General features: G+C 61.6%; 14 protein-coding genes and 2 tRNA genes. 13 read left to right on the top strand and 3 right to left on the bottom strand.

Annotated elements, in window-relative coordinates; translation table 11 throughout:
• The first annotated feature begins 2 nt into the window (after nt 1-2).
• The 5 genes from crtD to J4D99_RS11490 all read left to right on the top strand — a co-directional run bounded on the left by crtD (nt 3) and on the right by J4D99_RS11490 (nt 5,222).
• Nucleotides 3-1,502, top strand: coding sequence for a 1-hydroxycarotenoid 3,4-desaturase CrtD (gene crtD / locus J4D99_RS11510; RefSeq protein WP_208131858.1), 1,500 nt, complete (start codon nt 3-5; stop codon nt 1,500-1,502).
• Nucleotides 1,503-1,589: 87 nt separating this feature from the next.
• Entirely contained in the window at nt 1,590-2,252 is a 663-nt protein-coding gene (locus J4D99_RS11505) for a carotenoid biosynthesis protein (RefSeq protein WP_208131857.1), read from the top strand.
• 46 nt (nt 2,253-2,298) lie between these two features.
• Entirely contained in the window at nt 2,299-2,913 is a 615-nt protein-coding gene (locus J4D99_RS11500) for a hypothetical protein (protein ID WP_208131856.1), read from the top strand.
• A gap of 68 nt (nt 2,914-2,981) precedes the next feature.
• Nucleotides 2,982-3,566, top strand: coding sequence for an arylesterase (locus J4D99_RS11495; protein WP_208131855.1), 585 nt, complete (start codon nt 2,982-2,984; stop codon nt 3,564-3,566).
• A 114-nt stretch (nt 3,567-3,680) separates the two neighbouring features.
• Nucleotides 3,681-5,222 carry a glycoside hydrolase family 32 protein gene (locus J4D99_RS11490; RefSeq protein WP_208131854.1) on the top strand — a complete coding sequence of 514 codons (1,542 nt, stop codon included), beginning with the start codon at nt 3,681-3,683 and terminating at the stop codon, nt 5,220-5,222.
• 48 nt (nt 5,223-5,270) lie between these two features.
• Here the strand turns inward: J4D99_RS11490 and J4D99_RS11485 are convergent.
• A tRNA-Leu gene (locus J4D99_RS11485) sits at nt 5,271-5,354 on the bottom strand.
• A gap of 84 nt (nt 5,355-5,438) precedes the next feature.
• Nucleotides 5,439-5,514 (bottom strand) — tRNA-Gly (locus J4D99_RS11480).
• Nucleotides 5,515-5,761: 247 nt separating this feature from the next.
• On the opposite strand from J4D99_RS11480, the gene J4D99_RS11475 reads away from it, so the two are divergent.
• The 5 genes from J4D99_RS11475 (at nt 5,762) to J4D99_RS11455 (ending at nt 8,941) form a co-directional block, all read left to right on the top strand.
• Nucleotides 5,762-6,322, top strand: a complete 561-nt coding sequence (locus J4D99_RS11475) for a fasciclin domain-containing protein (RefSeq protein WP_208131853.1) — start codon at nt 5,762-5,764, stop codon at nt 6,320-6,322.
• A 145-nt stretch (nt 6,323-6,467) separates the two neighbouring features.
• Entirely contained in the window at nt 6,468-7,064 is a 597-nt protein-coding gene (locus J4D99_RS11470; RefSeq protein ID WP_208131852.1) for an energy transducer TonB, read from the top strand.
• A gap of 25 nt (nt 7,065-7,089) precedes the next feature.
• The gene (locus J4D99_RS11465; RefSeq protein ID WP_208131851.1) at nt 7,090-7,629 is read left to right on the top strand and encodes a hypothetical protein; all 540 of its coding nucleotides are present in this window, start codon (nt 7,090-7,092) and stop codon (nt 7,627-7,629) included.
• Between the two features lie 91 nt (nt 7,630-7,720).
• Entirely contained in the window at nt 7,721-8,173 is a 453-nt protein-coding gene (locus tag J4D99_RS11460) for a putative signal transducing protein (protein ID WP_208131850.1), read from the top strand.
• Nucleotides 8,174-8,224: 51 nt separating this feature from the next.
• Nucleotides 8,225-8,941 (top strand): SDR family oxidoreductase, encoded by a 717-nt coding sequence (locus tag J4D99_RS11455; RefSeq protein WP_208131849.1) that lies wholly within the window; start codon nt 8,225-8,227, stop codon nt 8,939-8,941.
• A 7-nt stretch (nt 8,942-8,948) separates the two neighbouring features.
• Here J4D99_RS11455 and J4D99_RS11450 read toward each other — a convergent pair whose 3' ends face one another.
• On the bottom strand, nt 8,949-10,400 hold the full coding sequence (locus J4D99_RS11450; protein WP_208131848.1) for an alpha/beta hydrolase family protein: 1,452 nt from the start codon (nt 10,398-10,400) through the stop codon (nt 8,949-8,951).
• 313 nt (nt 10,401-10,713) lie between these two features.
• Here J4D99_RS11450 and J4D99_RS11445 point away from each other — a divergent pair, with 313 nt between their 5' ends.
• The 3 genes from J4D99_RS11445 to J4D99_RS11435 all read left to right on the top strand — a co-directional run bounded on the left by J4D99_RS11445 (nt 10,714) and on the right by J4D99_RS11435 (nt 14,069).
• Complete coding sequence (locus J4D99_RS11445) at nt 10,714-11,616, top strand: SDR family oxidoreductase (RefSeq protein ID WP_208131847.1); 903 nt, start codon at nt 10,714-10,716, stop codon at nt 11,614-11,616.
• Between the two features lie 105 nt (nt 11,617-11,721).
• On the top strand, nt 11,722-12,291 hold the full coding sequence (locus J4D99_RS11440; RefSeq protein WP_208131846.1) for a gluconate 2-dehydrogenase subunit 3 family protein: 570 nt from the start codon (nt 11,722-11,724) through the stop codon (nt 12,289-12,291).
• Nucleotides 12,292-12,377: 86 nt separating this feature from the next.
• Nucleotides 12,378-14,069 (top strand): GMC family oxidoreductase, encoded by a 1,692-nt coding sequence (locus J4D99_RS11435; protein ID WP_208131845.1) that lies wholly within the window; start codon nt 12,378-12,380, stop codon nt 14,067-14,069.
• The last annotated feature ends 32 nt before the right edge of the window (nt 14,070-14,101 follow it).

Raw genomic sequence — 14,101 nt, 5'->3', positions numbered from 1 at the left:
CTGTGTTTACCTCCCGAAAAAAAACTTCGCCCTCGCGCCAACCCGTTGCCATTATTGGGGCGGGCGTGGCGGGGCTAGCGGCAGCGGCACGCCTGGCCGTGGCTGGGCACCCGGTCACGGTGTTTGAGGCTAGCGGCTCGTTTGGGGGCAAGATGCACGAGTTTAGCCTGCCCGGCGGCTACCGCTTCGATGCCGGGCCGTCGCTCTTCACGCTGCCGCAGCTCGTCGACGATATTTTTCGGCTAGCCCACCGCGCGCCGGCCGACTACTTCCGCTACGAGCGCCTCGACCCGATAACGAACTACTTCTTCGCCGATGGCACGCGCCTCACGGCCTGGGCCGACAGCCAGCGCTTTGCCGCCGAGGTCGAGCAAAAGCTGGGCGTGCCGGCTGCGCAGGTCACGCAGTTTCTGGCCCGTAGCGGGCGTGCCTACGATGCCACGGCGGGCACCTTTCTGCACAAGTCGCTGCACAAAGTGGGCACCTACTTTAGCCCCGAAACGCTGAAAGCCGTGGCCGCCCTGCCTTCGCTAGGCCTCACGGGCACCATGCACGCACGGCACGCGAAGGCCTTTGGCCAGGATGCGCGCTTGGTGCAGCTCTTTGACCGCTACGCTACTTACAACGGCTCCGACCCCTACCAGGCGCCGGCCACACTCTCGCTCATTCCGCACCTTGAGCACGGCATCGGGGCGTTTTATCCCGAAGGCGGCATCTACGCCATTGCCAGCAGCCTGCACAGGCTAGCTGAGGAATTTGGCGTGAAATTCCGCTTTAACGAGCCCGTGCGCGAGATTCTGACGGCCGGTGACCTTGTCACGGGCCTGCGTACCGACCTCGACATCTACGATTTTGGGTTGGTGGTGAGCAACATGGATGTGGTGCCCACCTACCGCCACCTGCTGCCCAGCCAGCCCGCGCCCGAGCGCACGCTGGGGCAGCCCCGCTCGTCGTCGGCGCTCATTTTTTACTGGGGCATCGCCCGCGAGTTTGCCGAGTTCGATGTGCACAACATCTTCTTCTCCAAGGATTATAAGGCCGAGTTCGACGCCATTTTTCAGCAAAAAACCGTGGCTGACGATGTGACGGTGTACGTTAACATCACGAGTAAAAAGACACCCACCGACGCCCCGCCAGGCCACGAAAACTGGTTTGTGATGGTGAACGTGCCCCACGACCAGGGCCAGGACTGGGAGGCCCTCACCGCCCACACCCGCCGCGTGGTACTGGCCAAGCTCAGCCAGGCGCTGGGCACTGACGTAGAAGCACTTATCCGGGCCGAAAAAACCTGGACGCCGCCCGGCATCGCGGCCGATACGTCGTCGTTTGGCGGCGCGCTCTACGGTAGTTCGAGCAATAATGCGCTGGCGGCTTTTCTGCGGCACCCCAATTTTTCGGGGCGGCTGGCCGGGCTGTACTTTTGCGGCGGCTCGGTGCACCCGGGCGGCGGCATTCCGCTATGCTTACTTTCGGCCAAGATTGTGGCCGAACTCATTGATTAGTAAAAGTTAAAAGCGCAGAGTTGAAAGTTAGCAAAAGCCTGGATTTTAACTCTCCACTTCTAACTTTTTCCTTTTCGCTCCTCACGCATGGAGTTTTCTAACCTACCCGCGCCGGTGGTTTCTACCGGGCGGCTGCGCTTGGCCCAGGGGCTGGTGCTGCTGTTTCACCTCACGGGCTTCGTGGGGCTGGCTTTTAGCCAGGATAAGTCTTTCTACCTGAAATACACGCCCCTTACGCTGCTCCTCACGGCGGGGCTGCTGGCTATATTTCAGCCGGGGCGCAATTTGTCGTTCTGGCTGTTTGCCATGCAGGTGTTTTTGCTGGGCATGGTGGCCGAGGTAGTGGGCACCAATACGGGTCTGCTATTTGGGCACTATAGCTACGGCGCTACGCTAGGCCCCCAATACATGGGAGCGCCCTGGCTTATTGGGCTCAACTGGGTGGTAGTAACCTATTTAGCGGGTACGCTGGCGGCCTATTTGCCGGCGTCTTTTGCGGTGCGTGTCATCGTGGGCGCCCTGCTCATGGTGGGCTTCGACCTGTGCATGGAGCCGGTGGCCGGGCGCTTTGATTTCTGGCACTGGACGGGCGGGGTGATTCCGCTGCGCAATTTCCGCGACTGGTTTTTGCTGGCGCTGGTGCTACAGCTGCTGTTTGTGCGCACACCCTTCCCCAAGCGCAACCCGCTGGTGCCGCTGGTGTACCTCGTGCAGTTGCTGTTTTTTTTCGTACTAAGCTTTCTGGCTTAGGTCCGGCCCATTTATACCGCTGGCAACAGGTTTCTATTCTCACCCTATGAGCACTTCCGCTGCCTTCTTGGCGACGCCGCTTGCCGATTGCACGACAATTTTCCGCAGAAACGGCTTCGTGGCCCCAACTGATGCGGATTTGGCTAACAGCCTTGGCCTCCCGCTTGACGTTTTTCTTGCACAATACCCTAGCCGCGAGGCGCTGGCCCTGCACTGCCTGCTCGAAGACATGGAGCGCCAGAAGCATGACCACCTACGCCTTTACGAGCAGTATCCTTCGCCCGTAGAACGCCTCTACGGCCTCATCAGCTACAGCATTCAGGATTTGCTCGACACCTCTGCCAGCTATTACCCCGACCTGATGCAGTACCCGAGCGCAGCGCAGGCCATGCAGGACTACCTGGCCGATTATTCGACTCCGCAGCTGCAGCATTTACTTAATGAAGGCATCCGGCAAGGGTTATTTCGCAGCGATATCAATATTCAGCTCGTCACCATTATCATTATCCAGCAGGTTAATATCGTGCTCACGCCCGGGGCTTTTCCAACGGGCCGCTTCCAGGTAGCCGAAATTTTTCGCAGCATTTTCTTGTATTATATCCGGGGCCTGTGCACTGACCAAGGTGCTCGCCTGGCGGCCGAGCACTTTGCTCGCCTGTAGCCTTTTATTTCGGATAACCAGCAACGCCCCGCCGCTGGCTCTAGGAGCTGGCTGGCGGGGCGCTTTTTATGAAACATATACTCTTCTTTGGCGATAGCCTCACGGCCGGCTACGGCCTGCCAGCGGCCGACAGCTTTCCGGCCCGCATTCAGGAAAAAATCGACGCGTCGGGCCTGCCCTACCGCGCCCACAACTATGGCGTGAGTGGCGAAACCAGCGCCGGCGGGCGCCAGCGCCTGGCGAGCGTGCTGGCCCGCCACGCGCCCGATGTATTTGTGCTAGCGCTCGGGGCCAACGATGGCCTGCGCGGCATTGCCGTGCGCGAAACGGTGGCCAATCTGCGCGCCATCCTGCACGAGGTGCGGCGGCAGTTTCCGGCGGCCCAGCTGGTGCTGGCGGGCCTCAGCTTTCCCTTCGACCTGGGCCCGCTAGGCCTCCCTGGTCTTAGTCGCTACGCTCAAGACTTCAGCGCCCTGTTTCAAGGCCTGGCCGAGGCCGAGGGTGTAGCCTTTATTCCGTCGCTGCTGGCCGGCGTGCTAGGCCGCCCCGAGCTGAACCTACCCGACCGCGTGCACCCCAACGCCGCCGGCCAGCGCCTGCTGGCGGCCAATGTGTGGGCCGTGCTGGAGCCTTTACTTCAGGTGGAGGCCTAGCGCGGCAGCGCCGCGGGCCTTTAGGGCACTCGGAGTACATTTACCAAGCTTGCCCCACGCTAATTGGGCTAGCCCAGCGGCTTTCCTCCCACCCTTCTGCACACCGCGCTCATTATGAAAAAGGTAGTGACCCTGCTAGGCAGCCTAAGCCTGACTACGCTGGCCCTGGCCCAATCTACGCCCCCGGCGGCCACGCCGCAGTGGCGGCCGAGCTACCACTTTGCGCCCGCCGCACACTGGATGAACGACCCCAACGGGATGGTCTTTTACCAGGGCACTTACCACCTGTTTTTTCAGTATTTCCCTGGTGGCATGACTTGGGGGCCTATGCACTGGGGCCACGCCACCAGCCCCGACATGCTGCACTGGCAGGAGCAGCCCATTGCCCTCTTCCCCGATAGCCTGGGCTACATCTTCTCGGGCTCGGCGGTGGTAGATAGTAAAAACACCAGTGGCTTTGGCAAAAATGGGGTGGCGCCGCTGGTGGCCATCTTCACGCATCACGACCCCAAAGGCGAAAAGGCAGGCAGTAAGACGTTCCAAAATCAGAGCTTGGCCTATAGCCTCGACGCGGGCAAGACCTGGACCAAGTATGCGGGCAACCCGGTAGTGAAAAACCCCGGCATTGTGGACTTCCGCGACCCCAAGGTGAGCTGGAACGAGCAGGCTAACAGGTGGATACTGACGCTGGCCACCAAGGACCGCATCACATTCTACTCCTCGCCCAACCTTAAGAAGTGGACCACCGAAAGCGAGTTTGGCGAAAAGCTCGGCGCCCACGGCGGCGTATGGGAATGCCCCGACTTGTTCCCGCTCACGCTCAACGGCAAAAGCCACTGGGTGCTCCTCGTCAATATCAACCCTGGTGGGCCCAACGGGGGCTCGGCCACGCAGTACTTTGTCGGCAGCTTCGATGGCCACACCTTCAAACCTATGAACGATAAGACGAAGTGGGCCGACTTCGGGCCCGATGAGTACGCCGGCGTCACGTTTGCCAATACCGGGCCGCGCCGCCTGTTTCTGGGCTGGATGAGCAACTGGGAATACGCCAACCAGGTGCCCACCTCGCCCTGGCGCAGCGCCATGACCCTGCCGCGCGAGCTGGGCCTGCGCCAGGAAGGCAGCGAAATCTACCTCACCTCAACCCCCGCCCGCGAGCTGAACAAGCTGGCCGCTGCGCCTACCACGCTCCAGAAGGTGGCCGTGAAAGCGCCGGTAGACCTGGCCCGTCTGCGCGTGCCCAGCGGCAAGTACCGCCTGAATCTGAGCACCAGCCAGCTCGCCAGCTTCGAGCTGGTACTGAGCAACACGGCCGGCGAAGAGCTGGTGCTGGGCTACGACAAGGCCAGGAACGAGTACTTTATCGACCGCACCAAGGCGGGCAACACCAGCTTCAGCCCCAAGTTTGCGGGCCGCCACGTGGCCCCGCGCCTGACTACGGCGGCCGGCGCCGACCTCACGCTGTTTTTCGACGCGGCCTCGGTCGAGCTCTTTGCTGACCACGGCCTGACGGCCATGACGGAGATATTTTTCCCTTTCAAGCCGCTGACTAGCATGCGCCTGCGTTCGGCCACGGGTATCACGTTTCAGCAGGTCAGCAGTGCCGCGCTAGCCCCTAGGCCGACCGGTAAGACGTCGGTAATAGGGCGGCGGTAGCTTTAGTAAAAAGCCCCGTTTCTATCTAAGAAACGGGGCTTTTCAATGTACCAGAGACGGGAATCGAACCCGTACGCTCGCAAAAGCAAGGGATTTTAAGTCCCTCGTGTCTACCTATTCCACCACTCCGGCATTAGCTGGCAGCAAACAAAGTACGCTACTGACAGCGGAATCTACTAAAACAAAAAAGACGGTGCATGCACCGTCTTTTTTGTTTGGAGCGGGAGACGAGGTTCGAACTCGCGACCTCGACCTTGGCAAGGTCGCGCTCTACCAACTGAGCTACTCTCGCTTGAGGTTTGTTCGCCGTGGTGGCGAATGGTGGTACAAAGGTAGGCAAAAGCTGATAGCACGCAAGTAGCGGGCACTATTTTTTTGGCTAGCGGGGGCTTGTAGCTTCATTTTCAAGCGGAAAATTTTTCAAAGCCAGCTGCAAGCGCTTCCGGAATATTTTTTCAGGCTGGCAAAATCCAGTGTGCGTTGCGCCGCCGTAGGTGAGGCAAGTTTAAACCTCAACCATTTCCCTATTCCTTTTACCCATGAAATTCTCTTTTGCAACCCTCGCTATTGTAGCGCTACTCGGCACAGCCGGTGTTCAATCGGCTTCGGCTCAGAAAGCCAAAACAGTGATGGTAGGCGGTGCCCCGATGTATCCTACCAAGAACATTGTAGAAAACGCCGTTAACTCGAAAGACCACACCACGCTGGTAGCTGCCGTGAAGGCTGCTGGCCTGGTAGAAACCCTCTCGGGTCCGGGTCCCTTTACCGTGTTTGCGCCTACCAATGAGGCTTTTAACGCGCTGCCCGCCGGCACTGTCGAGACGCTGGTGAAGCCGGAGAACAAGGCTACGCTGACTAAAATCCTGACCTACCACGTGGTAGCGAGCAAAATGACTTCGGCTGACCTGGCCAAAGCTATTAAAGCAGGCGGTGGCATGGCCAAGCTCACCACAGTCCAGGGCGAAACCCTGACGGCCATGATGAAAGGCAAAAACATCGAGCTGAAGGACGAGAAAGGTGGCGTGGCCACCGTAACCATTGCCGACGTGATGCAGAGCAATGGCGTGATTCACGTAATCAACAAAGTGCTGATGCCCTAGTGCTACCGGTGCTTAAGCACGAAAAAAGCCGACTGCCCTATCCGGGCAGTCGGCTTTTTTGTGGCCAATACCGAGTTGTGAATACGGGCGCAGATACCTAATTTGGTCACCCCAAATTTACACTCTCTCTTTTCCCATCCATTCCATGTTTATTTCTACTCGCCATTGTTTTTGTACTCTTTTCTTACTGATAGTCTGTCTTTTATTCATCAACGAAGTGCAGGCTCAGAAGCTGCGTGATACAAAATACGAAAAAGGCTTTCTTGCTAAAGGCCAAAAAACCGGTGTCTGGGAATATTATGGCTATACCCCTTCGGGCGAAAAAGTAGTGTTGCAGCGCTACGACTACGACCAGCACCGGCTGCTCTATTTCCGGCCCGGGCCCGACATCACATGCCACACAGAAGTAAGCCCCGGCAAGTGGAGCTACGTGCGCCCCGACCAGCCGCCACTCTTTATCGGAAGTGAGGTGGCCCTAGCCGAGTACACCAGCCGCATGGTGTACCCGCCGGCGGCGCAGGCGCAGAATATTCAGGGCAAAGTAGTTGTGTCATTTATGATTGATACGCTAGGCCACCTCAGCAACTACCGGCTGGTGCAGCGCATCGGGGGCGGCTGCGATGAGGAGGCCTTGCGCGTGGCGCGCACCCTGCCCGAGCAGTGGGTGCCCGCCCGCATGGGGCGCCGCGCGGTGGCCGTGGAGTATGAGCTGCCCCTCAATTTCCGGCTGGCGCAGCCCTAGGCGCTCAAGGGCCGTATGAGGCCGCATGAAAGCAATTGTTCTCTCTTCAGTAGCTAGCCTAGGCCTGGGGCTGGCTTTGAGCGCCTGCGACTCGACCCCGCGCGAGCGCCAGGAAATAGTGCGCCAGGAAATGACTAAGCTCGATACGGCGGCCCGCAATACCGGCCGCACGCTGAGCCGGCTAGGCCGCCAAACCGTCCGCTTCGACTCGGCCAACCACGCCCGCCGGGCCGAGCCGCTAGCCCCTGCCAAACAGCTGCGCATGGACCACGAGCTCCTCGGCAGCTATGCCGAGCAGATAGGCAGCCTCACGCCGGCCACTATTGCGGGGGCTTATGGGGAGCTGCTGCGCGCTACCCGTGTGCGCCAGACCAGCTGGCAGGCCCGCGACTGGGATTACGCCCAGGACACTTACCGCCGCCTCAATGCCCAGCTGGCCCGCATTCGCCTCGACCTGCCGGCGCACGACGAGCTGCGCATCCGGGCGTGGCAGGCCGAGTTTACGGCCCTGCGCGCCAAGCGCACCGCCAAAGACCTGCACGCCGCCACTGCCACCAAAAGGTAGCCCGGTTTGTTTAGCTACTGTCTGCTTCCTCTTCGTGGCTAATACCTTCGTAGCAAGCGGCCTTTTAGTAAATTTGAACGCCGCGCTAGCCATGACTACTGATTTTACGCCGCCGAAATCGGAGAATATTGTTGTCTTCGACTCGTACTACGAGCCGCTGGCGGCGCACCTAGCGCGCACGCAGCTGGAGGCGGCGGGTATTCCGTGCTTTCTGACCAACGAAAACTTGGTGTCGCTCAACCGCATGTATAGCCCCGTGGCAGGCGGGGTGCGGCTGCACATCTACCAGCGCGATGCGGCGCGGGCGGCCGAAGTGCTGCGCCCCCCGGCCGTGATGCAGGCCGTGCGCGGGGGGCTAGCCGAGCCCGAAGCAGCCGAAGCCAGTGCCTATACCTGCCCGCGCTGCGGCTCGCACGATGTGGTGTTTGATGCGGCAGCCAAGCCAGGAGCGGCCCATTGGTTTGTGGCGCTGCTGTCGCGGCTGCGGCGCTACCCGCTGCAGGGCCGGGCACATCACTGCTTTCACTGTGGGCTGAATTTCTGAGGCTAGCGGGCCAGGTCCAACATTTTGCGGGCCAGCGGGCTTTAAACGAGCATGGAAAAACACCCGCAGCAAGTAGCCCTCATCACGGGGGCCAACAAAGGCCTCGGCCTTGAAATAGCGCGCCAGCTCGGCCAGCAGGGCCTTACGGTGGTGCTAGGGGCCCGCCAGGGCAAAGCGGCCGCGCCCGCCGCCGCACTGCGTGCCGAGGGCCTCGATGCCCACGATGTAGAGCTCGATGTCACGAGCGCCCAGGACATTGCCACGCTACCTACCTTTTTCGAAACCCAGTTTGGCCGGCTTGATGTGCTGGTAAACAATGCCGGCGTGCAGCTCGACAACGGCCCCGACGTGAGCCCCGACACCCTGCGCCAGACGTACGAGGCCAATGTCATTGGGCCCTACGCCATTACGCAGGCGCTGCTGCCCCTGCTGCGGCAGGCCCCAGCAGGGCGCATCGTCAACCAAAGCAGTATCCTGGGCTCGCTCACGGCCATCAGCCAGGGGCAGGGCGGCAGCTGGGCCACGCCGGGCTATACCTCCTCCAAGGCGGCGCTGAATATGCTGACCGTAGTGCTGGCCCAGCACTTGGCCGACACGCCTATCAAGGTAAATGCCGCCCACCCCGGCTGGGTTAAAACCGACCTGGGCGGCGACAACGCGCCGCTAGACGTGGCGGAGGGTGCCCAGACCGCCGTGCGGCTAGCCCTGCTCCCAGCCGACGGCCCCACGGGCGGCTACTTTCACGACACCGAGCGCCTGCCGTGGTAGCCTGGGGCTAGCGGGCGGCTGTGGCCCGGCGCACCCGCGGCCGCATGGGCGTAATAGCCCTGGGGCGCGGGGCGGGGCGGCGCACCGTCACGGGCACGGGGGTTTTGGCTAGGCGGGCGCGCTCCAGCAGCCAGGCTTGCAGGTAGGTGAGGCCTTCGGTGGAGAAGGCCGCCTGCCGCTCGCCGGCCACGATGGGCCACTTGGCGGGGTCATCCTGAAACAAGTGGTTGACGCCCCCTAGCCGGTGGGCCTGCACCGGCTGGTCCGACTGCCGCAAGCCCTTCTGCAGCAAAGACATATTACGGCCGGCAGCCACTTGCAAATCGGCGGTACCGTTGAGCAGCAGCACCGGGCAGCGCACCAGGGCCAGGCGGTTGGCCGGGTCGAAGTCGAAGAAATACCGCGACCAGGGCGAAGTCAATTGCACGGCGCGGGCACGGGCCATCGGTTCGTCGAGGGCCGAGTTGCTGCTGCGCAAAAGGGTAATGATTTTGGCGCGGGCCACGGTTGTATTGGGCGTTTGGCGCACGGTTTCGACCAGTCGGTCAAACAAGCCCTGGGCGGCTTTCACCTGCGCGCCATCGGCCCCGATGAGGCGCATAATCTCGCCCTGCTGGCGGCGCAGCACATCGCGCCCCGGCTGCCCATAGGCGGCCAGCGAGGCCACAAAGTTGGGCGCTTCCAAGGGCTCGGCGGCGGCTAGCAGCGCCACATTGCCGCCCTCGCCAAGCCCGAGCAGGCCTACCTGCTGCGGCGCAATGAGCGGCCGGTCGCGCAAGAAGGCGAGTGCCGCGCGGGCATCGGTCACAAAATCGGCAGTAGTGGCGCGGCTGAAGTCGCCGCCCGACTTGCCCACGCCGCGGTCGTCGTAGCGCAGCACGGCCACGCCGTGCCGGGTGAGGTAGTCAGCCAGCATCCCGAAGGGGCGGTAGCCCGGCACATCGGCGTCGCGCTCCTGCGGCCCCGAATCGGACACCAGCGCCACGGCCGCGAAAGGCCCCTCGCCGCTCGGAATGGTGAGCGTACCACTGAGCTTAATCTTGGCAACGGGGTTATAGACCGTAACTTCTGACTCGCGGTAGGGCGGCGTAAGGCGCAGCTTTTTAGCGGCTTGCGCGGCGGCTGGCGCAGTGCCTCGGGCTAGCACGAGCTCCGTTTTGAGGCCCGGCTGCTGCCAGGAGCCCACCAGCCTGTCGCCCCCGGCCTGCACATTGCCTTCAAAGCGACTACCTGCCTGCTCGATGCTCAGCTTGATGTTATCGTCCTTCAGCTCTACCTCTACCGGCATGCGGCTGATGCGCTGCTGCGGCACATCGAGGGCCGCGTAGTAAGTGCCATTGCTGAGGGGCACAATCGTGATGATGAGCGTCAGCGTGCCGCCGGGCACTTTTAGCGGCCCCTGCCATTGGCCATTCAGGCGGGGCGGCTCGCCCGTGGCAGGCCGGGAGCGGGCTGCCAAGCTACTGAAGCTACTACCAGCAAACAGGACAAGGAAAAGTAATAATTTTTGCATAAAGTTTAATTCTTCCAGGAGTCGAAGCTCCTGCCTACAAATACTATTGCAAACTACCCATAAAGCGGCATTTTACTGAGCCGGGGCACTAATTTTCACGGTAGTCACTAGCCGGTATTGTACAATATCATCCGGGCTGCGGGTACTGCTATCCATCCTAGCTAGGCCTCTTAGGCAGACTGGAATTGCCCCCGGCTCAGGCCAGCCGCTCCTTTGGGTTTTACGTAAGACCAGGCACCGTTACCTACCTTTTCCAGTTATGCCGACCCGTAAAGCTGCCACCCCTGCCCCCCCCAAGCGCCCCACTGCCAAGGACATGAAGGAGCACGCGCAGAAGCTCCCCTACCCCGCCAAGCAGGCCGATATGAAGTTTCAGCCGCAAAGCAGCCTGGCTGCCTACCGCGCGGCTGGCAAGCTCGAAGGCAAGCTGGCGCTCATTACTGGGGCCGACTCGGGTATTGGCCGGGCCGTGGCCGTGGCCTTTGCCAAAGAGGGGGCTGATGTAGCCATCTTGTTCAATGAAAACCAAGTAGACGCGCAGGAAACCAAGCGCCTGGTAGAGCTGGAAAACCGCAAGTGCCAGGTGCTGCAGCTCGATGTGCGCGACCGTGAGCAGGCATTTCAAGCGGTGCGCCTGGTGCGCCAGGAGCTGGGCGGCCTCAACATTCTGGTCAACAATGCGGCCTTCCAGATGGCGCAGGAAAAGTTTGAGGATATTCCGGAAGCCCAGATTCGGCGCACGTTTGACACCAATATTCTGGGGTATATGTGGATGGCGCAGGCTGCCATTCCGCACCTGCAGGCCGGCGACTGCATCATCAATACGGGTAGCATTGTGGGCTTGGTGGGCATCCCGCTGCTCGTAGACTACGCCTGCACCAAGGCCGGCATTCACGCCCTCACCAAGTCGCTGGCTCTCTACCTGGGCGAGCGCAACATCCGGGTGAACTGCGTGGTACCCGGCCCGGTCTGGACGCCCAATATCCCCGGTACCATGCCCATGAATGAAATTGAGAAATTTGGCCATGAGGTGGCGCTCAAGCGCCCCGGCCAGCCCGAAGAGCTAGCCCCCGCCTACGTGCTGCTGGCCTCGCAAGATGGCTCGTTTATGACCGGCGCGCTGGTGCACGTCACGGGGGGCAAGCTGAGTAGCGACGAATAGCGAAAGTTGCTGAAACGGCTAACCATACAGCCGCATTTACCGTTCAGGTTGAAGAGAAACTGTCGTGCTTGGTGCCACGGTTTTTCTTCAACCTGTTTTTTTGGCATGACCTCTCAGGAGTTGCTTTCGTCGGCCCACGTGTCGGCGGCTACGCGCGCGGCCCTTACGCAGCGCCTCGCCGATACCGGCGCGGCTTACACCCCGCAGTTTTTGGCCCCCGAAGCCTATGGGCTGCTGGAGGCCGTGGCGGCGCGGCTGTTTCCGCAGCCCGAGCGGCCGGTGCCGATTCCGCTAGCCCCTGCCATTGACCAGCGCCTGGCCGAAGGCCGCGCCGATGGCTGGCGCTATGATGCCCTACCCCCCGACCGCGAGGCCTACCGCCTGGGCCTGGGCGGCGTGCAGGAAATTGCGCGGGCACTGTTCAACGCTGACTTCGAGCGGCTTACTACAAGCCAGCAAGACGAGGTGGTGCAGGCCCTGGCTGGCCCCAACCCACCCGGCACCACTTGGCAAACGCTAAACGCAGGCCGTTTTTTCGAAGAGCTGCTGGCCGAACTCACCGAAACCTACTATGCCCATCCCTGGGCCCAGGACGAAATCGGCTATACCGGCTACGCCGACCTGCCCGCCTGGACCCGCATCGGGCTCAATGAAAAAGAGCCGCGCGAAGCGTAGCGGCGCAACGGCTTAGCAACAACATACTTTATACCAAGCATATAGCGCCTTCGCCCTAAGCAAGGTGTTTCTATCTTACCTAGTTTATGCCCGACGAAGAAATCGCCGAGGAAGGCATTATCAGCCCTACCGAGCCCATTATCCAAGACCCCTTGCTGCGCGAGCTACTGGCCGAAAACGAGCCCCTAGCCGCCCCTGCCGATACGCCGCAGGAAAAGATGCAGCCTCTACCGGCCCCCACCGAAACCGTCGATTGCCTCGTGATTGGGCTGGGGGCGGGCGGCGCACCGCTACTGGCGCGGCTGGCCCAGGCCGGCCTGAACGTGGTAGCCCTGGAAGCTGGCCCCTGGCACAACCCCGAGAAAGCTTTTGCTACGGATGAAAAGGCGCAGGACTTCCTGTTTTGGAACGACGAGCGCCTCGCCGCCGGCCAGGACCCCTTAGCCATGGGAAAGAACAACTCGGGCACCGGCGTAGGCGGCTCTACGCTCCATTACACTGCTTACACGCCGCGCCCCCTGCCCGACGACCTGCACCTGAAGCGCGACTTTGGCCAGGGCGAAGACTGGCCGCTGACTTACGACGACCTCGCGCCTTATTACGAAGAGATTGAGCAGTTTCTGGGTATCTCGGGGCCCACGCCCTACCCCTGGGGGCCTAGCCGGCCCAAGGGCTACCCGCTAGCCCCGCTGCCGCTCAATAGCGCCGCCCAGCTCATGGTGCGCGGCGCCGAAAAACTGGGCATCAACACCTCGCCGGCGGCCAACGCAGCCCTCTCGGGGCGCTACTACCAGGAGGGCGTGGGCTGGCGCGAGGCCTGCACCAACCGGGGCTTTTGCCAGGCCGGGTGCTCCAATGGTGCCAAGGCCAGCATGGATGTCACGTTTATTCCGCTAGCGGTGAAATACGGGGCGGATATTCGGCCCAATAGCTTCGTAACGGAGATTGAGCGTGATGCCCGCGGCCACGTGGCCGCCGTGGTATACACCCAAAACGGGCAGAACCACCGGCTAGCCTGCCGCCACCTTTTCTTGTGCGGCGGCTCGGTCGAAACGCCGCGCCTGCTGCTGCTCAATGAGCTAGCCCTCACTAGTGGCCAGGTGGGCCGCAACCTCATGGCGCACCCCGGCCTGCAGGTGTGGGGCACCTTTCCAGACGAAGTGCGACCAACCAAGGGTATTCCGGGTGGCCTTATCTCGCAGGATACGCACAGGCCCAAAGACGCCGACTTTGCGGGCGGCTACCTGCTGCAAAGCATTGGCGTAATGCCCGTTACGTTTTCGGGCCAGGTGGCGCGTGGGCGCAAGCTGTGGGGCCAGCCGCTGCGCGACTATATGCGGCAGTTTAACCACATTGCGGGCATCAATATTCTGGGCGACTGCCTGCCGCACGCCGATAACTTCCTGGAATTGAGCGATGAAAAGGACGCGCGCCAGCTTCCTAAGCCGCGCCTGCACTTCACGGCCCAGGAAAACGAGCTGCGCATGAACGCGCACGCCGAGCGCGTTATGCGCGGCATTTGGGAAGCGGCGGGGGCTAGCGACATCTGGGCCTTTCAGCGCTATGCGCACGTCATTGGCACGGCGCGCATGGGCCTGAGCGGCGATGATGCCGTGGTAGACCGCGACGGCCGCGCCTTCGATGTGCCCAACCTCTACATCTGCGACAACTCGGTGTTTCCGAGCGCGCTCAGCGTCAATCCGGCCCTCACCATTATGGCGCTCAGCCTGCGCACAGCCGATAAGTTTCTGGAAAGAGCGCAACGGCGCGACCAGTAGCCCACTTAGCAATGAGTAGTGCATGGCGCAGT

It is taken from the genome of Hymenobacter sp. BT559, assembly GCF_017571525.1.
GTDB classification, from domain to species: domain Bacteria; phylum Bacteroidota; class Bacteroidia; order Cytophagales; family Hymenobacteraceae; genus Hymenobacter; species Hymenobacter ginsengisoli.
Note: the sequence above shows the minus strand (reverse complement) of the source record. Positions and strands in the feature narration are given on the sequence as shown.